The 22,718-nt window shown below is 62.6% G+C and carries 21 protein-coding genes and 1 tRNA gene; 12 read left to right on the top strand and 10 right to left on the bottom strand.

The genetic code is table 11. The annotated features are described in order from the left end of the window. Positions 1-5: 5 nt before the first annotated feature. Positions 6-79 (bottom strand) — tRNA-Gln (locus B5E41_RS16940). 244 nt (positions 80-323) lie between these two features. Between B5E41_RS16940 and B5E41_RS16945 the strand changes: the two genes are divergently transcribed. The 3 genes from B5E41_RS16945 to B5E41_RS16955 are packed head-to-tail and all read left to right on the top strand — an operon-like array spanning position 324 to position 3,018. Continuing rightward, a complete protein-coding gene (locus B5E41_RS16945; protein ID WP_088395302.1) occupies positions 324-1,871 on the top strand; it encodes a Ppx/GppA phosphatase family protein in 1,548 nt (515 codons plus the stop codon). A gap of 10 nt (positions 1,872-1,881) precedes the next feature. Continuing rightward, entirely contained in the window at positions 1,882-2,601 is a 720-nt protein-coding gene (locus B5E41_RS16950) for an RlmE family RNA methyltransferase (RefSeq protein ID WP_064800779.1), read from the top strand. 33 nt (positions 2,602-2,634) lie between these two features. Next, positions 2,635-3,018 (top strand): VOC family protein, encoded by a 384-nt coding sequence (locus B5E41_RS16955; RefSeq protein ID WP_088395303.1) that lies wholly within the window; start codon positions 2,635-2,637, stop codon positions 3,016-3,018. A 4-nt stretch (positions 3,019-3,022) separates the two neighbouring features. Here the strand turns inward: B5E41_RS16955 and B5E41_RS16960 are convergent, their stop codons facing one another. Then, positions 3,023-4,447, bottom strand: a complete 1,425-nt coding sequence (locus tag B5E41_RS16960; RefSeq protein ID WP_088395304.1) for a DHA2 family efflux MFS transporter permease subunit — start codon at positions 4,445-4,447, stop codon at positions 3,023-3,025. Between the two features lie 220 nt (positions 4,448-4,667). Here B5E41_RS16960 and B5E41_RS16965 point away from each other — a divergent pair, with 220 nt between their 5' ends. The 3 genes from B5E41_RS16965 to B5E41_RS16975 all read left to right on the top strand — a co-directional run bounded on the left by B5E41_RS16965 (position 4,668) and on the right by B5E41_RS16975 (position 7,982). Next, the gene (locus B5E41_RS16965; protein WP_088395327.1) at positions 4,668-5,660 is read left to right on the top strand and encodes an MBL fold metallo-hydrolase; all 993 of its coding nucleotides are present in this window, start codon (positions 4,668-4,670) and stop codon (positions 5,658-5,660) included. Between the two features lie 280 nt (positions 5,661-5,940). Continuing rightward, positions 5,941-7,425: an IMP dehydrogenase gene (gene guaB / locus B5E41_RS16970; protein ID WP_088395305.1), complete on the top strand. Its 1,485-nt coding sequence runs from the start codon at positions 5,941-5,943 to the stop codon at positions 7,423-7,425. Positions 7,426-7,427: 2 nt separating this feature from the next. Continuing rightward, positions 7,428-7,982 (top strand): hypothetical protein, encoded by a 555-nt coding sequence (locus B5E41_RS16975; RefSeq protein WP_088395306.1) that lies wholly within the window; start codon positions 7,428-7,430, stop codon positions 7,980-7,982. Between the two features lie 8 nt (positions 7,983-7,990). On the opposite strand, the gene B5E41_RS16980 is transcribed toward B5E41_RS16975, so the two are convergent. Beyond that, positions 7,991-8,908 (bottom strand): LysR family transcriptional regulator, encoded by a 918-nt coding sequence (locus B5E41_RS16980; protein ID WP_088395307.1) that lies wholly within the window; start codon positions 8,906-8,908, stop codon positions 7,991-7,993. Positions 8,909-9,000: 92 nt separating this feature from the next. On the opposite strand from B5E41_RS16980, the gene B5E41_RS16985 reads away from it, so the two are divergent. The 3 genes from B5E41_RS16985 to B5E41_RS16995 all read left to right on the top strand — a co-directional run bounded on the left by B5E41_RS16985 (position 9,001) and on the right by B5E41_RS16995 (position 11,314). Then, positions 9,001-9,756: an SDR family oxidoreductase gene (locus B5E41_RS16985; protein WP_088395308.1), complete on the top strand. Its 756-nt coding sequence runs from the start codon at positions 9,001-9,003 to the stop codon at positions 9,754-9,756. A gap of 94 nt (positions 9,757-9,850) precedes the next feature. Then, the gene (locus tag B5E41_RS16990; protein WP_088395309.1) at positions 9,851-10,267 is read left to right on the top strand and encodes an MAPEG family protein; all 417 of its coding nucleotides are present in this window, start codon (positions 9,851-9,853) and stop codon (positions 10,265-10,267) included. 405 nt (positions 10,268-10,672) lie between these two features. Next, positions 10,673-11,314, top strand: coding sequence for a TetR family transcriptional regulator (locus B5E41_RS16995; RefSeq protein ID WP_088395310.1), 642 nt, complete (start codon positions 10,673-10,675; stop codon positions 11,312-11,314). Between the two features lie 8 nt (positions 11,315-11,322). Here B5E41_RS16995 and B5E41_RS17000 read toward each other — a convergent pair whose 3' ends face one another. After that, a complete protein-coding gene (locus tag B5E41_RS17000; protein ID WP_064800787.1) occupies positions 11,323-12,279 on the bottom strand; it encodes a LysR substrate-binding domain-containing protein in 957 nt (318 codons plus the stop codon). A gap of 204 nt (positions 12,280-12,483) precedes the next feature. Between B5E41_RS17000 and B5E41_RS17005 the strand changes: the two genes are divergently transcribed. Continuing rightward, positions 12,484-12,783, top strand: coding sequence for a YjiS-like domain-containing protein (locus tag B5E41_RS17005; RefSeq protein WP_088395311.1), 300 nt, complete (start codon positions 12,484-12,486; stop codon positions 12,781-12,783). An 85-nt stretch (positions 12,784-12,868) separates the two neighbouring features. On the opposite strand, the gene B5E41_RS17010 is transcribed toward B5E41_RS17005, so the two are convergent. From B5E41_RS17010 to B5E41_RS17035, 6 genes are all read right to left on the bottom strand, one after another. Continuing rightward, positions 12,869-13,738, bottom strand: coding sequence for a DUF937 domain-containing protein (locus B5E41_RS17010; protein WP_088395312.1), 870 nt, complete (start codon positions 13,736-13,738; stop codon positions 12,869-12,871). A 98-nt stretch (positions 13,739-13,836) separates the two neighbouring features. Beyond that, complete coding sequence (locus B5E41_RS17015; RefSeq protein WP_088395313.1) at positions 13,837-15,210, bottom strand: glutamate--cysteine ligase; 1,374 nt, start codon at positions 15,208-15,210, stop codon at positions 13,837-13,839. 146 nt (positions 15,211-15,356) lie between these two features. Beyond that, entirely contained in the window at positions 15,357-16,094 is a 738-nt protein-coding gene (locus B5E41_RS17020; protein WP_088395314.1) for a 16S rRNA (uracil(1498)-N(3))-methyltransferase, read from the bottom strand. A 16-nt stretch (positions 16,095-16,110) separates the two neighbouring features. After that, on the bottom strand, positions 16,111-17,610 hold the full coding sequence (locus B5E41_RS17025; RefSeq protein ID WP_088395315.1) for an inorganic phosphate transporter: 1,500 nt from the start codon (positions 17,608-17,610) through the stop codon (positions 16,111-16,113). 62 nt (positions 17,611-17,672) lie between these two features. Next, positions 17,673-18,182, bottom strand: coding sequence for an NUDIX hydrolase (locus B5E41_RS17030; protein ID WP_088395316.1), 510 nt, complete (start codon positions 18,180-18,182; stop codon positions 17,673-17,675). Positions 18,183-18,539: 357 nt separating this feature from the next. Further along, positions 18,540-19,436 carry a LysR family transcriptional regulator gene (locus tag B5E41_RS17035; protein WP_088395317.1) on the bottom strand — a complete coding sequence of 299 codons (897 nt, stop codon included), beginning with the start codon at positions 19,434-19,436 and terminating at the stop codon, positions 18,540-18,542. Between the two features lie 158 nt (positions 19,437-19,594). Here B5E41_RS17035 and B5E41_RS17040 point away from each other — a divergent pair, with 158 nt between their 5' ends. After that, complete coding sequence (locus B5E41_RS17040; RefSeq protein WP_088395318.1) at positions 19,595-21,034, top strand: FAD-linked oxidase C-terminal domain-containing protein; 1,440 nt, start codon at positions 19,595-19,597, stop codon at positions 21,032-21,034. Further along, the gene (gene glcE / locus B5E41_RS17045) at positions 21,031-22,233 is read left to right on the top strand and encodes a glycolate oxidase subunit GlcE (protein ID WP_088395319.1); all 1,203 of its coding nucleotides are present in this window, start codon (positions 21,031-21,033) and stop codon (positions 22,231-22,233) included. The genes B5E41_RS17040 and glcE overlap by 4 nt, the downstream gene beginning before the upstream one ends. Positions 22,234-22,718 lie beyond the last annotated feature (485 nt).

Here is a 22,718-nt window from a genome sequence, read left to right on the forward strand (position 1 = left end):
CGAATTGGCTGGGGAACCTGGATTCGAACCAAGATCGACGGAGTCAGAGTCCGCTGTTCTACCATTGAACTATTCCCCAGCAGGCGAACCGGCGGGCGGTTCGGCTGGTGTGCGGCGCTTATAAACAAAAGCCCGGCGATTGCAAATACCTGTTTTGAAAAAAATCGGCCTTGTCAGCCAGGGCTGAAATTATTCCGCAAATCCCTCTCCCAAAAAAGAATTTGGTGATTTTGGCGGGCGCTGATATTCTTGCGGCAACGCAAAAATCGAACGAGCGCCTGCTGCATACCTCAGGGAGTTGCGCGGCGCGGTGGAAAAACAACGTGGAAGACCCCGAAGGCGGCGTAAAGCCGCAATTTGACGGGGCGTCGGCGGCAGGGCGCAGGGACGGCAAGAAGTCCAGGCGTCGCAAGGGCAAGCGCGGCGGGCAAACCCGCAGCGCCGCTCATCCCGCTTCGCATGAGCTCTCCGGCAGTGCCGGGCAGCCAGCGCGCCCCATGGACGATGCGGCCGGACATCCGGCTCGCAAGCGAAAGCGCCGCCGTCGCGGCGGTCAAGGCGCTTCGCAGGATAGTTCAGTTCAAAACCAGAAGGTGGAACAGGACGCGGCAGTCAATGCCGTCCGGCCCGGCAGCGAACAGGTGTCGAGCCGGCGCAACCGCCGGAAGCATCGCGGCAAGCGCGGGCTGCAGGGCCGGCCGCTGTCGTCGGCAAAGCCTTCCCATCTCCCGCTGCAGGAAAGCCGCGTCGAAGAAATGGCGCGCAGTGCCGTCCCGCGCGAGATGCAGAACGGCGCCGGCCGCAAAGGCCGCCAGGAGAGCAACGGTCACCAGGGGGATCGTCAGGCCGGCGAGCACGCATGGCCGGAAGAACTCTATGCCGCGCTCGATCTCGGCACCAACAATTGCCGTCTGCTCATTGCCCAGCCGACCCGGCCGGGTCAGTTCCGCGTCGTCGATGCCTTTTCCCGCATCGTGCGCCTCGGTGAGGGGCTTGCCGCCAGCGGCCGTCTGTCCGACGAGGCGATGGAAAGGGCGATCGAGGCTCTCAGGATCTGCGCCGGCAAACTCAGGAATCGGGAGATCCGCCGCATGCGGCTGATCGCCACCGAAGCCTGCCGCCAGGCGGTCAACGGCGAAGAATTCCTCGGCCGCGTCGTCGCCGAAACCGGCCTCGAGCTCGAGATCATCGACCGGGAGACCGAGGCGCGGCTTGCCGTTTCTGGCTGCTCCTCGCTCGTCGGCCGCGAGACCCGCTCCGTGGTCCTCTTCGATATTGGCGGCGGCTCGTCGGAGATCGCCGTCATCCGCATCGGCGATAATCGCTTCAGCCGGCTTGCCAATCACATCACCCACTGGACCTCGCTGCCGGTCGGAGTCGTGACGCTGTCGGAGCGTCACGGTGGGCGCGATGTCACGCCGGAACTTTTCGAGGGCATGGTGCGCGAGGTTGAAGCCATGCTCGGGAGCTTCGATTGCCCCGAGATCGAAATTGCCCAGACCGGCGATTTCCACCTGATCGGTACGTCGGGCACCGTGACGACGCTCGCCGGCGTCCATCTCGACCTGCCGCGTTATGACCGGCGCAAGGTCGATGGCATCTGGCTCTCGGATGACGAGGTCTCCGCCATGCAGGCGAAGCTTCTCTCTTGGGATTTTGAAAGCCGCGCGGCCAATCCCTGCATCGGACCGGACCGCGCCGATCTGGTGCTTGCCGGCTGCGCCATTCTCGAGGCGATCCGCCGCCGCTGGCCGAGCCCGCGCATGCGGGTGGCCGATCGCGGCTTGAGGGAAGGCCTGCTCACCGACATGATGGCCGATGACGGCGTGTGGCGGCGCAATCGCAACCGCCGCGGCCAACGGGCGAAATAAGGGGAAGGGCATGACAAAGGCACCGATCGCGGGAAACCGCACCGGCCGCAAGCTCGGCCAGCGCGTCAAGAACAAGAAGATGAAGGCATCCTCCCGCCAATGGCTGCAGCGCCACATCAACGATCCCTATGTGCAGCGCGCCCAGCTCGAAGGCTATCGTGCCCGCGCTGCCTTCAAGCTGTTGGAGATCGACGAGAAATACCACATCCTGCGCGGCGCCAGGCGCATCATCGATCTGGGTGCGGCGCCCGGCAGCTGGTCGCAGATCGCCGCCAAGGTCACCGGCTCGACGGATGAGGACGTGCGTGTGGCCGCGATCGATTTCCTCGAAATGGCCCAGCTTCCCGGCGTCAAAATCCTGCAGCTCGATTTCCTCGATCCGAGTGCTCCGGAAAAGCTGATGGAGGCTGTCGGCGGCACGCCCGATCTCGTCATTTCCGATATGGCCGCGCCAACCACCGGCCATCACCGCACCGATCATCTGCGCACCATGCATTTGTGCGAGGTGGCGGCCCATTTCGCCATCGAGGTGCTGGGCGAGGGCGGGCATTTCCTCACCAAGACCTTCCAGGGCGGCACCGAGCGTGATCTGCTCGCCATGCTGAAGCAGAACTTCCGGCAGGTCGTCCACGTCAAGCCGAACTCCTCGCGTGCCGAATCGGTCGAGATGTTCCTGCTCGCCAAGGGCTTCAAAGGCCGCAAGGCGGAAGCTGACGCAGAGCAGGCTTGATCTCGGGCAGATCCCGGCAGATGATGACGTCCCATGCTTCTTTACGTCACGCTCGGAACCAACGACCTTGACCGCGCAGGGCATTTTTATGATGCCGTTCTGCCCGTGCTCGGCTATCGCCGCCAACATTATTCGCAGGACGAGATCGGCTATTCGGCCGAGGGCGATACGCGCTGCCGCTTCTGGGTGGTGACGCCCTTCAACCGCCGCCGGGCGACTGCGGGCAATGGCGCCATGGTCGCGTTTGTGGCCGGAACGCGGGCGGCCGTCGATGCTTTCCATGCGGCGGCAATCGCGGCAGGCGCCGCCGATGAAGGCGGGCCGGGTCTGCGTCCCTACCATGCCCATTTCTATGCCGCCTATATTAGAGATCTCGATGGCAACAAACTCTCTGCCGTCTGCGAGAGCCCTGAATAGGGGCTCATTTGACTGCTTGCTGCTCGGCCTCGATCGCAGATGCCGTCACGCGTCTCGAGCGGTGGCCGGAAACGAGCGCGCCGGCGTTACGGTCCATGAGGATGAAGGGAATGGTGGCAATCAAGGTCAGCCCGGCGATGATGTAGAAGGCGAGGTGGAAATCGGCGACATCAAGCGACTCGCCTCTGAAATAGATCGAGCTTTCCAGGATCGCGGCTGCCACCGCGACTCCGAGCGCCAGGCTGATCTGCTGCATCACCGAGCTAATCGATGTCGCCTGGCTCGCCTGCGCATCGTCGATGTCGGCGAAGGCAAGTGCATTGACGCCGGTGAACATGAAGGAGCGGGAGAAGCCGCCGATGAGCAGCACGCTGATGATCACGAGATGCGGCGTTGCCGGCGTGAAGAATCCGGTGATGACGGTCACAAGCGTCGTCACCATGGCGGCGCCGACCAGTGTCGTGCGAAAGCCGGTGGCCGCGAAAACGCGCTTGGCCATGAATTTCGTGGTGATCGCCCCGATCGCCCCGGAAAAGGTAATGAGGCCTGATTGGAACGGCGTCAGCCCGAAGCCGAGCTGCAGCATCAGGGGTGTCAGGAACGGCATGGCGCCGACGCAGATTCGAAAGAGATTGCCCCCCATGGTCGAAGCCCGGAACGTCGGATTTTTGAACAGGTTGAGGTTGAGGATCGGCGCTGGGTGGCGCTTCGCATGGCTGATATAGAGGACGCCGCAGGCAAGGCCGATCAAGGTCGCGGTGATGCCGATGATCGGCGGCAGGGCCGGCAGGCTGACCACCGACAGGCCGAAGACGACACCCGCGGCTGAAAGCGACGTGAGCACGAAGCCGGTGAAGTCGAGCTTCGGCGGCGCCATCGCCTCCACCTCAGGCAGGAAGATCGTCGCCAGCCAGATGCCGATGATGCCGACCGGCACGTTGATCAGGAATATCCAATGCCAGCTGAAATAGGTGGTGATGAAGCCGCCGAGCGGCGGACCGGTGAGCGGGCCGACAAGGGCGGGAATGGTGAGCAGCGCCATGGCCGAGACGAGGTCGCTGCGCTGCGTCGTGCGCACCAGGATGAGACGGCCGACCGGCGTCATCATCGCGCCGCCCATGCCCTGCAGGAAGCGGGCAAGCACGAATTCGACGAGATTGGAGGAGACGGCGCAGAAGATCGAGCCAATGACGAAGACTGCTATGGCAAGGCGGAAGATCTTCTTGGCGCCAAATCTGTCGGCCATCCAGCCGCTGACCGGAATGAACACCGCCAGCGCCACCATATAGGAGGTCAGCGCCAGCTTCAGCGTGATCGGCCCGACATTGAGATCCGCGGCGATCGCCGGCAGAGCCGTCGAAATCACCGTCGAGTCCATCTGTTCCATGAAGAGAGCAACGGCAAGGATCAGTGGGACGATGCGGTTCATCGGCGGGAGCCTTGGGGACGCGAGATCAGGGCGGGAAAGGCCCGTGTTGTTTAGTCCTGCTTGACCGGCCTGCCAATCCCTCAATCGGTTTCGCTGCCACGTTTGGTTCACGTCTGCGTGAAGCCGCTTGTCCGACAAGCTCGCTTGTCAAGATTGACATATGTTGACTTCGCCGCAGCAAGGCGCCCGGCGACGGACCCGCGCGTCATGGGGGATGGATATGACAATTTCAACGCAAATGACGCGGCGCACGCTTTTTGCCGCAGGCCTGGGGCTGCTGGCGGCGCCAGCGATTTTGAGAGAGAAGACCGAAGCGGCCGCGACTGGAGAAAGCAGAAATATGGATGTAACGCCTCTGCCCGAGATCGATCAATTCAAGCTCGGTTCCTATAAATTCATCGTCGTCAGGGACGGTATCAATATCTCCGAAAAACCATATGAGACCTACGGCACCAATCAGGATCCCGAAACGGTCAGAGCCTTGCTGACCGCAAACTTCCTGCCTGCCGACAAGCTCCTGAACGGCTATGCACCTGTTCTCATCGATACCGGCTCGGATGTCATTTTGATCGACACCGGCTTTGGCGCCGCCGGCCGCGCCCGCGGCCTCGGAAAACTCGCCGAGGGCCTGAAAGCTGCGGGATATTCGGCCGAGGACGTCACGATCGTCGCGCTGACCCACCTGCATGGCGACCATATCGGCGGGCTGATAGAAAATGGCGCGCCGGCCTTCAGCAAGGCCCGCTATGTCATCGGCCAAGCCGAATATGATTTCTGGTCGAACACCGCGCGCGAGGGCACGCCGGCCGAGGGCGGCCACAAGGCCGTGCTCGCCAATGTGACGCCGCTTGTCGAAAAAGCCACCTTCATCAAGGACGGCGATAGCTTGGCCCCCGGCATAACGGCGATGCTGGCGGCCGGCCACTCGCCGGGGCATATGGTGTTCCACGCCGAATCCGAGGGCAAGCGCCTGGTGCTGACCGGCGATACGGCCAACCACTATATTCTGTCGCTGCTGCGCCCGGATTGGGAAGTGCGCTTCGATATGGACAAGGCGCAGGCGGCAGCCAGCCGCCGCAAGGTTTTCGACATGATCGCGACCGACAAGATCGCCTTCCTCGGCTATCACATGCCGTTCCCCGCGGTCGGTTTCGCCGAGAAGCAGGATGGCGGTTACCGCTTCGTGCCGAAGACCTATCAGTTCGACATTTGATCTATGCATGTCGCCCCGAAGTGTGCAGCGGTTCCGGGATAACGACATGCGTAAAAACAAAGAGCTAAAGCGCATCGCATGAATGAAGTTTGACGCGATGCGCTTTTGATGCATGGCTCCCATGACGAGCCCGGCGGCCACGCCGGGCTTTTTGCTATTTCCTTCCTGTCATAGACGTGTTACCAGCCCTCGCCAACTTCCAAGCAACTCATGCACACCGCCGGGGCGGACGATTCGTTTCCGGGCCGGGTCGCATTTTCTTAACTGAAGGAATTTGGCCATGGCCCGCATCATTGAAACGGCAACCGGCGCGGACGCGCTCACCTTCGACGACGTGCTGCTGCAGCCCGGCCATTCCGAGGTCATGCCCGGCCAGACGAATATCGCCACCCGCATCGCCCGCGACTTCGATCTCAACATTCCGATCCTCTCTTCGGCCATGGATACCGTCACCGAAAGCCGGCTGGCGATCGCCATGGCGCAGGCCGGCGGCCTCGGCGTCATCCACCGCAACCTGACGCCGGTCGAGCAGGCCGAAGAGGTCCGTCAGGTCAAGAAGTTCGAAAGCGGCATGGTCGTCAATCCGGTCACTATTGGTCCGGAAGCGAAGCTCGCCGAAGCGCTCTCCCTGATGAAGTCGCACGGCATCTCCGGCATCCCGGTTGTCGAGAAGTCCGGCCGCCTCGTCGGCATCCTGACCAACCGAGACGTCCGCTTCGCCTCCGATCCGGAGCAGAAGATCCACGAGCTGATGACCAAGGACAACCTGGTCACCGTCAAGGAAAACGTCGATCAGCAGGAGGCCAAGCGCCTGCTGCACTCGCACCGCATCGAGAAGCTGCTGGTCGTCGATGCCGAAGGCCGCTGTGTCGGTCTCATCACCGTCAAGGATATCGAGAAGTCGCAGCTGAACCCGAACGCGTCCAAGGATGCCCAGGGCAGGCTTCGCGCCGCCGCCGCCATCAGCGTCGGCGATGACGGCTTCGAGCGCGCCGAGCGCCTGATCGAGGCAGGCGTCGACCTCCTGGTCGTCGATACCGCCCACGGCCATTCGCAGCGCGTTCTCGATGCCGTCGCCCGCGTCAAGAAGCTGTCCAACTCGGTGCGCATCATGGCCGGCAACGTCGCCACCTATGACGGCACCCGAGCGCTGATCGATGCCGGCGCCGATGCCGTCAAGGTCGGTATCGGCCCGGGCTCAATCTGCACCACGCGCATTGTCGCCGGCGTCGGCGTTCCCCAGCTCGCCGCCATCATGTCGGCCGTCCAGGCCGCCCAGGATCAGGATGTGCCCGTGATCGCCGACGGCGGCATCAAATTCTCAGGCGATCTTGCCAAGGCGATCGCCGCCGGCGCTTCCGCCGTCATGATCGGCTCGCTGCTCGCCGGCACCGATGAGAGCCCGGGCGAGGTCTATCTCTACCAGGGCCGCTCCTTCAAGGCCTATCGCGGCATGGGCTCCGTCGGCGCCATGGCCCGTGGCTCGGCCGATCGCTATTTCCAGGCCGAGGTGCGAGACACGCTGAAGCTCGTCCCGGAGGGCATCGAGGGGCAGGTGCCCTACAAGGGACCGGTCTCGGCCGTCGTCCACCAGCTCGCCGGCGGCCTCAAGGCGGCCATGGGTTATGTCGGCGGCAAGGACCTGAAGGATTTCCAGGAGCGCGCCACCTTCGTGCGCATCTCGGGCGCCGGCCTTCGCGAAAGCCACGCCCATGACGTGACGATCACCCGCGAGAGCCCGAACTACCCGGGCGCCGGCCTCTGATCATGAAGGCGGGCAGCGCAATTCCCCTCTGGATCGTCGCGCTGCTCGCCGCCCTCTGCCTTGCCGTGCTCGCCTGGACGACCTTCGGCTTCGTCGTGCCCTTCAAGCACGAAACCGGGCAGGCGGTGCTCGACACCTATTTCGCCGGATACGACGAATCGGCCGTCTTACACATGCAGAAGCTGCTCGACGACAACGAGACGGCTGCAAAACTTCTGAGCGCCATGTATTTCGGGCCGGAATTGATCTTTCCGGCCTTGCTGACGGCGCTGCTGTTTCTCGCCTTCCTCAGGCTCGGGCCTCTCGACGCCTGGTTCGGACGATCGCTGCAGCCCCTGATTGGCAAAGCGATCTATCTGCTGCCGTTCGTCTACGGTATTGCCGACTATGGGGAGAACATCTCGAGCCTGTTCGCCTTCGGCGACGGTTCTTCCGCAGGCCTTGCCGCGCAGCTGCTGCCATGGATGACAAGGCTTAAATTTGCGAGCCTCGCCATCTCTTTCATCGTCCTTGCCAGACTGGCGATCGCCCGCTGGCTGTCGCCGGGCCAAGATTGAGGCGGTAGTCAGCTCCTCCGCCGCCAAACCGGATTTGACAGTCTCGCCATCATGAACTCGGCAAGGACCTCAAGCTTTGCCGGCCGGCTCCTAGCCGAAGGCGTGACGAAATAGAGCGCGCCGGTTGGCAGCGTCCAGTCGGGAAGGATTGGCGTCAGCTGGCCGTTTACGAGATAGTCATGCGCGAGAAACTCGGGCAGTTCGATGATCCCGAGGCCACGTAGCGCCATGGGCACCAAAGCCTGCGAATTTGTAGCCCTGAGCGAGCCGCTCGGCACGATGACCTCCTCCTTGCCTTTACTGTTGCGCAGGCGCCAGACATCCTGTCGCGCCCTGTAGGCGTATCCGAGGCAATGGTGAGCCGTTAGTTCACGGGGATGTTCCGGCACACCGTACTGCTCGAGGTATGCGGGTGCGGCGAGAATGTAGCGATCCACCGGGGTCAGCCTGCGTGCGACCAGCGACGAATCCGGCAGTACCGCAATTCTGAGCGCCGCATCGAAGCCGTCTCCCACAATATCGACGACGGCATCGCTCATATGCAGGTCGATGGAAATCTCCGGAAAGAGTTCGAAAAAGTCAGGCAGGATTGGGGCCAGCCAGCGTGTCCCGAAGTCCATCGGCGCGGCAAGCCTGATGAGGCCCTTCGGCCGGGTAGCGAGCTCCCGGGCGACGTCCTCGGCCATCTCGGCCTCAGCATAGATGCGTGCGGCGCTGTCGACCAGTCGCAGGCCGAAATCGGTCAAAGCGAGCTGCCGAGAGGTGCGGTTGAAGAGCCTTGCGCCCAGCCTCTGCTCAAGGCGGCTCACCGCCCGGGAAACCGTCGGCACGGAAACGCCGAGCATCTGCGCCGCCCGGACGAAAGAACGCTCCTCGGCGACCTTGGCGAACATCGCCAGCCCCTCGAAATCGGGAAATTTCGTCATTTCATTCCTGAAACAATGGTTTTCAATTCTTTCTATTCCGAAAGGATCCCTCCGTCCATCTCTCAGCTTCAGTCGAACCAAAGGAGACGACAATGACACAACGACTGAATGCAAAGATCGCGGTTATCACCGGCGCCACTTCCGGCATCGGCCTGGCAACAGCTAAGCGCTTCGTGGCTGAGGGCGCACGGGTCTTCATCACGGGCCGCCGCAAAGAGGTTCTCGATGCAGCAATTGCTGAGATCGGCGGCGGGGTCGTGGGAATTCAGGCTGATTCAGCCAATCTTGCCGATCTCGATCGCCTCTATGAGACGGTGAAGGCCGAGGCCGGAAGAATTGACGTGCTCTTCGTCAATGCAGGTGGTGGCTCCATGTTGCCGCTCGGCGAAGTCACGGAAGAGCAGTATGACGACACGTTCGATCGAAATGTGAAGGGCGTTCTCTTTACGGTGCAGAAGGCCTTGCCACTGCTTGCACGGGGATCATCGGTCGTCTTGACCGGATCGACAGCAGGCTCGACGGGCACTCCCGCCTTCAGCGTTTACGCTGCCTCCAAAGCCGCCTTGCGCAGCTTTGCGCGCAACTGGATCCTCGATTTGAAGGATCGCGGCATTCGGATCAATACGCTTAGTCCTGGTCCGACGGAAACGACTGGACTGGTCGAACTGGCCGGTAAGGACCCGGTCCAACAGCAGGGCTTGCTCAATGCGCTGGCGGCCCAGGTGCCAATGGGCAGGGTCGGTCGTGTCGAGGAAGTTGCCGCAGCCGCACTCTTCCTCGCCTCGGATGATTCCAGCTTCGTCACCGGTGCCGAACTCTTCGTCGATGGCGGCAGCGCTCAGGTGTGAACACGATAGCGATGCCAGGGCGAGCCGCTGGCATCCGCTTATCCTTTCCGCTAATGCTGCCAACGACATGCGAGCGGAAAGGAATCGGCGATAAATGACCGGCTATGAAATCTTCTGGCCACTCCTCGCCCATGTAGCGCTGGTCTACGGCCTTTATGCCCTTCTCGGGATGCGGCGCGCAAAGATGGTCCGCGCCGGCAAGATATCCAAATCGGATTATCGCGAAAATCGTGATGAGCCGGCCGAAAGCCTCGCCGTCAAGAACAGCCTCGCCAATCAGTTCGAACTGCCCGTGCTTTTCTACGCCTGCTGCGTTCTGCTCTATGTGACCGAGGCCGACAACCTTCCAGCCGTCGGCCTTGCCTGGCTTTTCGTCGCGCTGCGCTACGCCCACGCCGCCGTCCACGTCACCAGCAACGACCTCAGCTACCGCAGCCCGCTCTTCGCCGCCGGCTATCTCACGCTCGCAGCCATGTGGATCTGGCTCGCCGCCTGGATTGCAATGGGATAAGACCTTGCGGCTGCAGGCGTGCCGCTGGCGGCGAACGCTTTCGTCCTCGACGTCACCCTGAACGAAGGTGCTGGGCTCGGGATCAAATCGCGGAAGACGCACAGCAGCATCGGGTTAAGGCGACGCTGTCTGTGAGGTTCTAAAACTTCTGGACGGCCATTCGCTCGCAACGAACAGTCGCAACATCAGCGTCTTCCCGTCGAAGAGAATTCCACAACTATTTCAAGGGTTCTCTCGCCTGGCGCAACCGGCGGGAATGGCGGAACTCCCGATTTTCCGACGCGTTTGCCGATCGTTAAAATGCGAGCTTTTCCATTTACCGCTGATGAAGGCCTGCATGTCATATCCGCTCGACGCGGTGGTGGCAGATAGCCTCCGCCGCGAAACAATAAGAATGGGAACGACATGGGCGCGGAAAGCATGGATCGCATCGGCTTGCGCAGGAAGCCGAAGCAGGAGCGGAGCATCCAGAGGCTGGATCTTATCCTCGCTGCCGCCGCCAAAATAATCGCCCAAAAGGGTGTCAGCGCCATGCGGATGACGGAGCTCGCGGTCGCCGCCAAGGTGCCGATCGGCTCGGTTTACCAGTATTTCCCGGAGAAGGCAGCGATCGTCAAAGCCCTGTTCGACCAGCACGCTTCGGCGATCCAAGCGAAGACGGCAGCGATGTTCAGCGACGTGCAGTCACTCGACCAGGCCCTCGATCTCGTCTGCGCCACCATCGACTGGTACTACGAATCCTATCGCGACGATCCCGTTTATCTCGGCGTCTGGATGGGAACCGAGACCGATCAGGATCTGCTTCGGCTGAATATCGAGCATAGCAGTCGCGTCGCCGATATCTTCGATGACGCTGTACGCAGGCTGGCTCCCGACCTTTGCGACGAGGAAATGTTCGCGCGCACTTACCTTTTCAGCCACCTGATCGGCGCCGTCATTCGGCTTGCCGCCGTCAGCGAAGAGACTATAGCGCGGCGCATGCTCGGCGAGTGGAAACGCGTCATCCGCGCCTCCCTTTTTGTCGCGAGCGCGTCAAGCGCCGCGTAGAGCCATTCCTACCAGCTCGGCACCATATTCGCAGCCTTCAGCCGCGGATAAAGTCGCGCCTGGGCGGATTTGACATCCGCGTCCAGCCCGTCGTCGACGACAGCCGGCGTGATGTTATCGAGGCAGGCAGTGATATGGGCCGTGATTGCGTTCATCAGCGACAGCGAGACGCCCGGCCGCTTCATGATGCCGATCTGCACCGGCGGCAGCGCCGGGAAACCGTCGGCCTGGCTCAGCACCTTCATGCCCGTGCGCAGCGCCGATTCCGGCATCACCGACACCGCCATGCCGGCAAGCACGGCCGCAGCGACGACGGTGCAGGACCAACTGGTGAAGAGGATCTGGTGCTCGCGGCCGACGGCATCGAGCGCCGAGCAGGCAAGCTGGCGCCACTGGCAGTCGCGGCGGCCAACGGCAAGCGGCACCGGTGCGTCGTCGCGGATCGGATGGTTGGCCGAGCCGACCCAGCAGAGCGGCTCGGTTCTCACCACATCGGACATGCGCTCGCGCGGATTGTGGGTGACAAGGGCGATATCGAGCTCGCCCTTGTGCATGCGCTCGGCAAGGTCCATCGACGGTTCGCAGACGATGTAAAGCTCGACATTCGGATGCGTCTTGGCAAAACGGCCGATGATTTCAGGCATATAGCGGTCGGCGTAATCGTCCGGCGTGCCGATGCGCAGCGTCCCCTCCAGCCTGTTGTCGTCAAAGGCGGCGATCGCCTCATTGTTGAGGCGGATGATGCGCCGGGCGTAATTGAGCAGTTTTTCACCCTCGACCGTCAGCCGGTTGCCGCGGCCGTCCTTGATGAACAGTTGCTTGCCGATGCGCTCTTCGAGACGGCGCATCTGCATGGAAACGGCGGATTGGGTCTTGTAGACCCTGTCGGCGGCCTTGGTGAAGCTGCCGGAATCGACGATGGCGATGAAAGTCTGCAACTGGTCGAGATCAAGAGGCGCGGACATGGTTTCACCTATAAAGATAGCTGATGATAATCATTAGAAACATTCGTTGGACTGATCAATAGGTCTTTGGCATCTTCGGGATGCAAATCAAGCAAAGTGAAGGACAGACACCCTGCCTGTCCGAGCCGAATTCAGCCTGCTCCCTTCCGCACGACCTCGCGGCAGGGGTGGGTTGTTGCGTGCCCCGAAAGAAAGGAGAGTTCGATGCACACGACAGACCGGACACTAGAACTCGACTGCGGTAAGCTGGCCCCGACGTTTTTCCAGCGTCTGGCGGCAGGCCTCGCCCCGTTGACCTCCCTCTTTCGCGTGTTCCGCAATCGCATGGAGATCAACGGGCTGCATGATCTGAACGACACGCAGCTGAGGGACATCGGCCTCACCAGGGCCGACCTGACCTCGGCGTTCCTGGCCTCGACCTTTTTCGAGGACCCGTCGGAACATCTGACGCGCTCGGCGCGTAATCGTTGGCGCCTGCAGTTCTTCCGCTCCTGCGACGAGTAGGAGCGCGAGTTTCCCCGCAGGGTGATAGCCAATAGCCCTGCCGCTTGACCCGGTGATCGGCTTTCCCAGCCATCGCCGGGTCTTTTTATGTCTTGGTGTCAGGAGAGGGTTTCGGCCGGTAGGTTTCGAAAATCGCCTCCAGATTCTTCTGGTAGCTCTTCTGCACCTCAAGTCCGCTGTCGAACATGGCGTTTAGCATTTCGGCATAGCTGTCGCCATTGACCTTTGGCTCTTCCTTCGGCGCTGCCTGCGTCTTGGCTGCCGGCTTTTGAGCCGCCGGCTGCTGGCCAAGCCCACCCATCATCTCTTGGAAGGCCTTGGCGAAGGGATTGTCGAGGAAGGGGTTGGGCTGAGGCGTCGGCTGAGCCTTCGGCAGCGAAAACATCTGCTGCATCGCCTGCGTGAAGGGATTGTCGAAGATGCTGACTTCCGGGGCCGTTTTCGGCTTCGGTGCGAAGCCCGTGCTCTCCAACCACTTCTGGATGGTCTCGCCCATCGCGGTGTTGACGAAAGGATTGACCGGCGCGGCCATCTGGCCGGTCGTCTGCTTGAAGAGCCCGCCCATCAGTGTGTCGGCCAGCACCGGCAGCATCTGTTTGTAGATATCCTGGCCGATGCCGGTCATCTGGGCGGCCTGGGCTGCGATCGCCCGCGAAACCTCTTTGGAGCCGAACAGCTGGGCCAGGATGTTGTTGCCGTCGGAAATGCCCTCCGGCGTGAAGGCCCGGCTCATATCCTCGAAATATCGAGCATAGTTGCCGGAGGCGACGGCCTGCATCAGCCCGACGAAATCGTAGGGATTGCTGGTGCTGCGCTTCAGGCCGGCGGAAAAGGCCGGCATCAGCGCCGCCATGGCCTTGGTCGCCTGTTCCTGCGCCAGGTTGAATTGCCGGGCGACGGCCTCCATCGCCGCGCCGTTCTGCGCCTGCATCATCATGTCGAAGAGTGGCAGCATGGAGGTCCCTTTCCCCGAGTCGTGACGCGTTGTGACGTCACTATATCCGGAAATGGTAATGTGCAAACGGCTTTTTGCCAGAAGAGCTTAGGACGGTCTCAGTACTGATAGTCCTCGAAGACCGGTTCGACGGAACCCTGCCAGCGGCCGTGATAGAGCGACAGCAGATCCTCGGCGAGCGTCGCCTTCTTGGCAAGCACCTCGTCGAGCGGCGCAAGGAAGATGCTTTCGTCCTGGCCTTCGCCGTTAAGCTTGCCGCGCGCTTTGAGGCCGGCCTTCGATATGCCGACCACCTCGCGGGCCATCTCGAGCAGCGCGTGCCCGCGGAATTCAGCTTGCAACCCTTCGGCCGGAACGGCGTTGCGCAGGGCGCTGACCTCGGCAAAGCTCCAATCCTTCGTCAGCTCGTCGGCGGCCTCGAGCGCCGCATCTTCATAGAGCAGGCCGACCCAGAAGGCCGGCAAGGCGCAGATGCGCCGCCACGGGCCGCCGTCGGCGCCGCGCATTTCAAGGAACCGTTTCAGCCGCACGTCGGGGAAAAGCGTCGAAAGATGGTTCGTCCAGTCGCCCATCGTCGGCGAGGGATCGACGACCTCGCCCTTCAAGGCGCCGTTCATGAACTGGCGGAAGGTGACGTGCGTACAGTCGTGATAGCGCCCGTCACGGACGATGAAATACATCGGCACGTCGAGCGCCCATTCGGCATAGTCGCGGAAGCCGAAATCGTCGCGGAAGGTGAAATCGAGCAGGCCGGAGCGCTGGTTGTCGACATCGCGCCAGATATCGCCGCGCCAGGAGAGCAGGCCGTTCGGCTTGCCCTCGGTGAAGGGCGAGGATGCAAACAGCGCCGTCGCCAGCGACTGCAGCTTCATCGAGACGCGCATCTTCTTGCGCATATCGTCTTCCGACGAGAAATCGAGATTCACCTGGATCGTGCAGGTGCGATACATCATGTCGAGGCCCTTGGTGCCGACCTTCGGCATGTAGCGGGTCATGATCTCGTAGCGCGATTTCGGCATTTGCGGCGTTTCGGCGTAGGTCCATTTCGGGCTGCCGCCGATGCCGAGGAAGCGGATGCCCATTGGTTCGGCAATCTCGCGCAGCGTCGCCAGGTGCTGGTTCGATTCCCTGCAGGTCTGATGGATCGTTTCCAGCGGTGCGCCGGAGAGTTCGAACTGACCGCCGGGTTCGATCGAGATCGCGCCCATGCCGTTCTGCTCGGCAAGGCCGATGATGTTGCCGCCGTCCATGATCGGCTCCCAGCCGCTCTTTTTCTGCAGGCCGGTAAGCAGGGCGGAAATGCTGGCATCGCCGAAGTAGGGAACCGGGCTGTTGTCGGCGCGGAAGAAGGCGAACTTCTCATGTTCGGTGCCGATCCGGAAGCGCTCCCGCGGCTTATTGCCCGCGGCGATGTAATCGGTCAATTCCTGAACCGAAGAGAGCGGTGTCTGGTCGGTAGTGTCGCGGGCCATGCGGGGGTACCTGTATTCGAAAGGCGCCCAGGGGGCCGGGCAATTGGAAGGTGATTAGGACCCAAGCCACGTATGTTGCAAGTGAAATTCTTTCAACGACGCATCAAAAAAACAGCAGTGATTTCCGCGTCAACCCGTTTTCCCGATCACGTCCAGTCGCCGATCGCCGCCTGAACCACCGCCAGCGCCGCAACGGCCGCCGTATCGGCCCTGAGGATGCGCGGCCCGAGCGGAATGGCGGTAACGAAATCGAGGCTTCGAAGCCGCGCCCGCTCGTCTTCCGAAAAGCCGCCCTCCGGCCCGACGAGCAGAGCGAGATGCCTTTCCTGAATGGCTGCCAGCACCGGCAGCGGGTTTTGCCCGGCATCACCCTCGTCGCAATAGATGATGCGCCGCTCGCTCGGCCAATGGTCGAGCAGATCGGAAAGTCTCACCGGTTCGGCCACATCAGGGATGCCGAGAACGCCGCATTGCTCCGCCGCCTCGACGACATTGGCGCGCAGCTTGTCGAGATTGGTGATTTTGCCCTGCACGTGCTGGGTCATGACTGGCTGCAGCAGGCCTGCTCCCATTTCGACCGCCTTCTGCACGAGATAATCCATGCGCCCGATTTTGAGCGGCGCGAAGAGATAATGTAGATCGCAAGGCGCCGGTTGTGGCCGCGTCTGCTCGGTTGCCGTCAGCTGGATGCGTTTGCGTGTGGGGAAGGAGAGGGAGGCCTTCCACTCGCCGTCACGGCCGTTGAAGAGCAGGATCTCCGCGCCATCCCCCATTCTGAGCACGTTGGCGAGATAGTTGAACTGATCGGCATTCGCCTCGATGGCGGCGCCGGCAGAAAGCGGCGCATCGACGAAAAGCCGTTGCATGCGGAAATTGGCGCGCATTCAAAAACCCGAGGTGTCAGACAAAGAGCGCGAACATAACCCAATAAATCATCGCCGCAAGCGCTCCCGAAACCGGTACAGTGATGATCCAGGCCGCGATGATCGTCATGAAATGCGAGCGGCGCACGAGATAGCGCCGCCGTCTTTCATGAATGTTCGGCTCCTCCGGTTCATCCAGTTCCCAGCTGTCGGCCTTGCGCCTGATATAGGCGATGCGGCGCTTCGAACGGCGGGTATACCATTCGCGGAAGAAGCCGACGCCGAAGACGGCGCCGACGGCGATATGCGTGGTGCTGACCGGCAGGCCGAGCCAGGAGGCGACGATGACGGTGAAAGCGGTCGACAGTGCGACGCAGTAGGCGCGCATCGGGTTGAGCTTGGTGATCTCCTCGCCGACGAGGCGGATGAGGCGCGGCCCGAACAGCAGCAGGCCGACGGAGATGCCGAGAGCGCCGATCAACATCACCCAGAGGGGTGGATGGCCCACACCGCCGTCGCCGCCGATGCCGGCCGAATGGACGACTGCCGACAGCGGCCCGACCGCGTTCGAAACGTCGTTTGCGCCATGCGCGAAGGACAGCAGCGCCGCAGAGCCGATCAGCGGCAGCCGGAACAGCGCCCGCAGTGAGCTGTTGCGGTTTTCGAGATCCCGCGCCTGGGCGAGAACGAGCGGCCGAGCCGCAAGCCAGCTGACCAGCCCGATGCCGATGCCGATGAGAATGACGGTCAGGGGCGGGAACCGGCCCGGAGGCGACAGCTGCAGCACCATGTAGGCCATGAAGCCGCCGGCCATCGTCGCGACCAACACCGGCACCCATCGCCGCGCCGCCGCGATCTTGTCGTCGCGATAGATGATCAGGGTCTTGACGAGGTAAAGCAGCCCGGCGGCGATCAGCCCGCCGATCAGCGGCGAGGTGATCCAGCTCGAGGTGATCTCGATCATCACCCGCCAGTTCACCGGCTCCGTCCCGACGGCCGAGATGCCGGCGCCGATCACTGCGCCCACGATCGCATGAGTGGTGGAAACCGGCGCGTTCATCCAGGTTGCGAGATTGATCCAGAGGGCAGCGGCCATCAGCGCCGCCATCATGATCCAGCCGAGTATTGCCTCCGGCACCTCCACGGCATCGACGATGTTGGAGGAGATCGTCTTGACCACCTCGCCGCCGGCGATCGTGGCGCCGAGGACCTCGAAAATCGCGGCGATGACGAGCGCCTGGCCCATCGTCATGGCGCGCGCACCGACGGCCGCGCCGACATTGTTGGTCACGTCATTGGCGCCGATATTCATCGCCATGTAGCCGGCAAGAGCCGCTGCCGCCACGACGAGCGTGGCTCCCGGCCGATCGAACACATAGACCCCGGCAAAGAGCATGGTCAGGCCGACGAAAATCAGCCCCAGCCCCGGCGCCACCAGCCGTCGCAACACATGCTTGGCCACATCCTCGACATGAGTGATCTTGTCGAGGTCCTTGTCGAGCGTGCGTTTCGTGAGGACGGCAGGGCGTGGTGGCATTCTTTTTCCCAAGGATGAATCTGCTTCTACGCTGCCTTTCTAGCAGTGCAAGATGGCAGGATTCATTCCGCCGGGATTTGCTTCGCCGCTTTGGCCGAAAGCCTGTCGGTCAGCTTTCGCTTGAAGGCGAGGAACAGGTGGCGCAGCTCCGGTTCGCGCACGCGGCCGGCCGCTTCGTCGAACGAAACCCATTCGATGGTGCGTTCACCCTTTTCCTTGAAATTTTTCGCCATGCCGGTGACTTCAAGCGGATAGACCTGCACCTTGCAAGATACACGCACCCCATCCCGGAGCACCTTGGGATAGGTGTAGGCGCCAAGTGTTTCCATTTCGACTGAACCCTTGACGCCGGCTTCTTCCATGGCCTCCTGTGCGGCGACTTCGTGCGCACACTTGCCGTTCATCGGCCAGCCTTTGGGAATGACCCAGCGGCCGGTATCGCGGCTCGTCATCAGGAGAACCTCGAGCTTATCACCGTTCCTCACCCGATAGCAGAGCGCACCATATTGCTGTCGCGGCGGGCGCCGGAACATCAGTTGCACATCGGATGCCAGTCGGGCGAGAAGGGTCAATTGTCGGCTCACCTTTGTCGTTGATGTTAGGAATCGCTCATATACCTTGTATCACGGAAACCTTGCGCAAGCCAAAATTTGCGGCACGAACCGAACGCGATTTGTTTCTCCCTGTTTCATAAGGAAATCGAGCTGGGGCAGGCTAGAAAGAACCGTCACCTCCTGTCTCGAACGCGTCGCGTTGCACAGGTGTACAATATGATCCCGCCGTGCCTCCAAATCAATGGCGGGGGCGTTTGTTCCACCGGGATTTCAGATTTGGAGAACCGTGCCTCCCGTTGGCGCCGGTGGCGTGGCCGACATCGACCCAACGGTGCAAACGCCCGTCTCGATCCTTCGCGTTGACGTGAGGTGCTATCAGCGCTCCCAATAGGGAACCGGACCGTAAAGCTCGGTGAGATAATCGATGAACAGCCGCACCTTGGCCGGCAGGAACTGTCGGCTTGGATAGACGGCCGAAAGCGTGACATTGTGCGAGCCCTCATAGGCGGACAGCACCTGCACCAAGCGGCCGGCCTTGAGTTCCTCGCCGATATCCCAGGTGGAGCGAAGCGCGATCCCGAGGCCTGATATGACAGCCTCGCGGATCACCTCGCTGGAATTGGTGATCAGCATGCCGTCGGGCCGCAGGCTGAGGGCCCCGTCCGGCCCGGTCAACCGCCAGGTATCGTTGTTGTGCGCCGGCAGGCAGCGATGGTGTTTCAGGTCGTCGATATGCCTGGGCTCGCCATGCGCGGCCAGGTAATCCGGCGAAGCGCAGAGCAGCCGGCGCACCGGCGCCAGCCGCCGGGCGACGAGGCTGGAATCGGTCAGTTCGGCAATCCGGATCGCCAGATCGAAACCGCCGCCGATGATGTCGCTGAATTCGTCGGTCAGCACAAGGTTGATCGCAAGCTCCGGGTGCGCCTGCATGAAGGCCGTCAGATGCGGCGCGATATGCATGCGGCCGAACGAGGTCGGCGCCGAGATCTTCAGCGTGCCGTGCATCTGCGCCGAGCGGCCGGAAATGTAGAATTCGGCCTCCTCCAGCCCGGCGAGAATACCGAGAACGCGGTCGTAAAAACCCTGTCCGGCTTCCGTCAGCGAGATCTGCCGCGTCGTGCGCTGCAGAAGCCGGGTGCCGAGCCGGTCCTCCAGCCGCTTGATCCGCTTGGAGATGACGGCCGGGGAAAAGCCGAGCGCCCGTCCGGCCAGCGACATGCTTCCCGTCGAAACGACCTTGGCAAAGATTTCGAGATCACCCAGATTGGTCATAAGGCTTTCAGACTTTTTCCCCTTTTGGCATAAGTGCTTAGCATTTGCGCCACTTTCGGGAAAGTGCTAAGCCGGTTCACCGGCGGCAGAGGCTGGCGGCCCGTCCCGCTATCGTCTTGCCGCTGTGATTTCCGGTCGTCAGGGTCAGGGAGGACACCATGTCCGACGCCATTCCGTTTCTCGCCCCGCGCGCCGATGTGCTGGCGCGCCGCGACCGGATTGTTGCCGATCTCGCCGATCTTCTGCCGCCGGAATGCCTGGTTCATGAGGCGCGCGAGCTGGTGCCGTTCGAAACCGACGCCTTCGTGTCCTATCGTCGCCTGCCGCTCGCCGTCGCCCTGCCGCGCACCACGGCCGAGGTGGCAGCCGTCATGCGTTATTGCCATCGTTACGGCATTCCCGTGGTGCCGCGCGGCGCCGGCACCTCGCTTTCCGGCGGCGCCATTCCGCAGGAGGATGCCGTTGTGCTCGGCCTGTCGAAGATGAACAGCATTCTCGAGATCGATCTGCCGAACCGTGTCGCAGTGGTTCAGGCTGGTGTGACCAATCTCAACATCTCCGAATCCGTCTCGGCCGACGGCTTTTTCTACGCGCCTGATCCGAGTTCGCAGCTCGCCTGCACGATCGGTGGCAATATCGGCATGAATTCCGGCGGCGCCCACTGCCTGAAATATGGAGTCACCACCAACAATCTGCTCGGCGTCAGAATGGTGCTGGTCGACGGCACAGTGATCGAGCTCGGCGGCAAGGCGCTGGATGCGGCTGGTTACGACCTGCTCGGCCTCGTCTGCGGCCATGAAGGCCAGCTCGGCATCGTCACCGAGGCAACGGTGCGGCTGATCGCCAAGCCGGAAGGCGCTCGCCCGGTGCTCTTCGGCTTCGAAAGCTCGGAAGAGGCCGGCGCCTGCGTCGCCGATGTCATCGCCGCCGGCATCATCCCGGTTGCCATCGAATTCATGGACAAGCCGGCAATCGAGATCTGCGAGGCCTTTGCCCATGCCGGCTACCCCCTCGATGTCGGCGCGCTGCTGATCGTCGAGGTCGAAGGATCGGAAGCGGAGATGGACGCCACGCTGAAGGATGTCGTGGAGATCGCCCGCCGCCACGGCGTCAAGACCGTGCGCGAATGCCAGTCGGCGACCGAGGCGGCCTTGATCTGGAAGGGGCGCAAATCCGCTTTCGGCGCCACCGGCCGCATCGCCGACTACATCTGCATGGACGGCACCGTGCCGCTCAGCCAGCTTTCCCATGTGCTGAAGAAGACCACTGAGATCGTCGATCATTATGGCCTGAGGGTCGCGAACGTCTTTCATGCCGGCGACGGCAACATGCATCCGCTCATCCTCTTCAATGCCAACGACCCCGAGGATGCCGCCCGCGCAGAAGCCGCCGGCAACGATATCCTCAAGCTCTGCGTCGACGCCGGCGGCTGCCTCACCGGCGAGCATGGCGTCGGCATCGAAAAGCGCGACCTGATGCGCCATCAGTATTCGGAGGCCGATCTCGCCCAGCAGATGGCGGTGCGCGCCGCCTTCGATCCCGGCTGGCTGCTCAACCCGTCGAAGGTCTTCCCGCTCGAAGGGCGCCCTGCCGCATGATCGATCTGATGCCGACAAGCGAGGAACAGGCGGCGGCGATCGTCCTCGCACATGCGGAGACGAACCGGCCGCTCGCTGTCTGTGGCGGTGATACGCGCTCGGGTTTCGGCAATGCCGTTGCATCAGAAGACCGGCTGCGATCGACCAGGCTTTCCGGCATCGTCGCCTACAATCCCGGCGAGATGGTCATGACTGCTCGCTCGGGTACGCCGCTTGCGGAAGTCGAGGCGGCCCTGTCCGAAGGTGGCCAGATGCTTGCCTTCGAGCCGATGGATCATCGCCCAGTCATGCGCAGGTCGGGCGAGCCGACGATCGGCGGCGTCTTTGCCGCCAATGTTTCCGGGCCGCGCCGCCTCATTGCAGGGGCCGCCCGCGACAGCCTGCTCGGCGTGCGCTTCGTCAACGGCAGGGGCGAGATCATCAAGGCCGGCGGCCGGGTGATGAAGAACGTCACCGGCCTCGATCTCGTCAAGCTGATCGCCGGCTCGCACGGCACGCTGGGTTTTCTCACCGAACTGACTTTCCGCGTGCCGCCGCGCCCGAAGACCGAACAGACGCTGGTTCTGTCCGGCCTCAACGATGCCGAAGCGGCCAATGCCATGGCGGCGGCGACGGCGCTGCCGGTTGAGGTCTCCAGTGCCGCCCATCTGCCGCTGACGGTGACCTGGAAATTCCTTGCCGGCAAATTGCCCGAGGGCGGGGCGACGGTTCTGCGCGTCGAAGGCCTCCCCGGTTCGGTCGACGTGCGCATCGAAAAACTTGCGGCGGCGATGTCGGCCTTTGCCACGGTGACGCGGCTGGATGAGCCGGAAAGCCGCAGGCTCTGGCAGGAGATCCGCGACGTGCTGCCCTATGCCGACGGCACGACGCGGCCGGTCTGGCGCGTCTCGGTCGCCCCAGGAACCGGCCATCAGCTGGTCGCGGCACTTCGCCTCGAAACCGGCGTCGACGCCTTCTACGACTGGCAGGGCGGTCTCGTCTGGATGAGGATGGAGGCAGACCCCGAAGCGGAGCTGGTCCGCCGCTTCATCAAGGCGCTCGGCGGTGGCCATGCGACGCTGATCCGCGCCTCCGTTGCGGCAAGGGCAGCGACCGCCGCCTTTCACCCGGAGCCCGAGGCGGTGGCGATGCTGTCGCGGCGGGTGAAGGAGAAGTTCGATCCGGCGGGGATATTCAATCCGGGGAAGATGGGGCGGTGAAGATGCTTGTTGCCGACTGCCCACGCTCAATGGATTGCACGAGGTTGCCTCTTGCTCCCCCTTCGCCCCAGCGGGGGTCTGAAGGACGGGTCGAGACCCGTGGCTCGACCCGAGTGGGTGGCCCGAAGGGTCGGATGGGGAGGCCCTACGGCATGCAGTCTGTCTTCTTCTCGCTTTTGTCCCGGGTGCGGCCCCCTCATCCGCCCTTCGGGCACCTTCTTGGATGAGCAAAATGTAGGATACTTATGCCTGCCGGGCGGGTGGCCGCCCGCCCGGCAGCTGGTTGTCGGATCGTCACCTTCTTAGCCGTTAGGGGCTGTGGGGAGCAGGATCGCAACCGGCTCTTCATCTGGCCCGTGTGGTTGCAGGAACCTTGGGGTTCGTATCCAAGACAGGGACGACGAAGATGACCGATAATAGCATGATTTGTGCCGGAATCGATGTCGGCAAAAGCCATCTCGACATTGCCCTCCATCCCGGCCGCG

Source organism: Rhizobium esperanzae, from assembly GCF_002204185.1.
GTDB lineage: Bacteria > Pseudomonadota > Alphaproteobacteria > Rhizobiales > Rhizobiaceae > Rhizobium > Rhizobium esperanzae.

What these genes read in the sequence shown, in the direction of transcription:
- B5E41_RS16965 (WP_088395327.1), top strand. Translation starts at nt 4,668, where the DNA reads ATGACAATTTCAACGCAAATGACGCGGCGCACGCTTTTTGCCGCAGGC.
- B5E41_RS17015 (WP_088395313.1), bottom strand. Translation starts at nt 15,210, where the DNA reads ATGGCCCGCGACACTACCGACCAGACACCGCTCTCTTCGGTTCAGGAA.
- B5E41_RS16980 (WP_088395307.1), bottom strand. Translation starts at nt 8,908, where the DNA reads ATGACGAAATTTCCCGATTTCGAGGGGCTGGCGATGTTCGCCAAGGTC.
- B5E41_RS16955 (WP_088395303.1), top strand. Translation starts at nt 2,635, where the DNA reads ATGCTTCTTTACGTCACGCTCGGAACCAACGACCTTGACCGCGCAGGG.
- B5E41_RS17035 (WP_088395317.1), bottom strand. Translation starts at nt 19,436, where the DNA reads ATGACCAATCTGGGTGATCTCGAAATCTTTGCCAAGGTCGTTTCGACG.
- B5E41_RS16950 (WP_064800779.1), top strand. Translation starts at nt 1,882, where the DNA reads ATGACAAAGGCACCGATCGCGGGAAACCGCACCGGCCGCAAGCTCGGC.
- B5E41_RS17010 (WP_088395312.1), bottom strand. Translation starts at nt 13,738, where the DNA reads ATGCTGCCACTCTTCGACATGATGATGCAGGCGCAGAACGGCGCGGCG.
- B5E41_RS17040 (WP_088395318.1), top strand. Translation starts at nt 19,595, where the DNA reads ATGTCCGACGCCATTCCGTTTCTCGCCCCGCGCGCCGATGTGCTGGCG.
- B5E41_RS17005 (WP_088395311.1), top strand. Translation starts at nt 12,484, where the DNA reads ATGCACACGACAGACCGGACACTAGAACTCGACTGCGGTAAGCTGGCC.
- guaB (WP_088395305.1), top strand. Translation starts at nt 5,941, where the DNA reads ATGGCCCGCATCATTGAAACGGCAACCGGCGCGGACGCGCTCACCTTC.
- B5E41_RS16995 (WP_088395310.1), top strand. Translation starts at nt 10,673, where the DNA reads ATGGGCGCGGAAAGCATGGATCGCATCGGCTTGCGCAGGAAGCCGAAG.
- B5E41_RS16960 (WP_088395304.1), bottom strand. Translation starts at nt 4,447, where the DNA reads ATGAACCGCATCGTCCCACTGATCCTTGCCGTTGCTCTCTTCATGGAA.
- B5E41_RS16975 (WP_088395306.1), top strand. Translation starts at nt 7,428, where the DNA reads ATGAAGGCGGGCAGCGCAATTCCCCTCTGGATCGTCGCGCTGCTCGCC.
- B5E41_RS17025 (WP_088395315.1), bottom strand. Translation starts at nt 17,610, where the DNA reads ATGCCACCACGCCCTGCCGTCCTCACGAAACGCACGCTCGACAAGGAC.
- B5E41_RS16990 (WP_088395309.1), top strand. Translation starts at nt 9,851, where the DNA reads ATGACCGGCTATGAAATCTTCTGGCCACTCCTCGCCCATGTAGCGCTG.
- B5E41_RS17000 (WP_064800787.1), bottom strand. Translation starts at nt 12,279, where the DNA reads ATGTCCGCGCCTCTTGATCTCGACCAGTTGCAGACTTTCATCGCCATC.
- B5E41_RS16985 (WP_088395308.1), top strand. Translation starts at nt 9,001, where the DNA reads ATGACACAACGACTGAATGCAAAGATCGCGGTTATCACCGGCGCCACT.
- glcE (WP_088395319.1), top strand. Translation starts at nt 21,031, where the DNA reads ATGATCGATCTGATGCCGACAAGCGAGGAACAGGCGGCGGCGATCGTC.
- B5E41_RS17020 (WP_088395314.1), bottom strand. Translation starts at nt 16,094, where the DNA reads ATGCGCGCCAATTTCCGCATGCAACGGCTTTTCGTCGATGCGCCGCTT.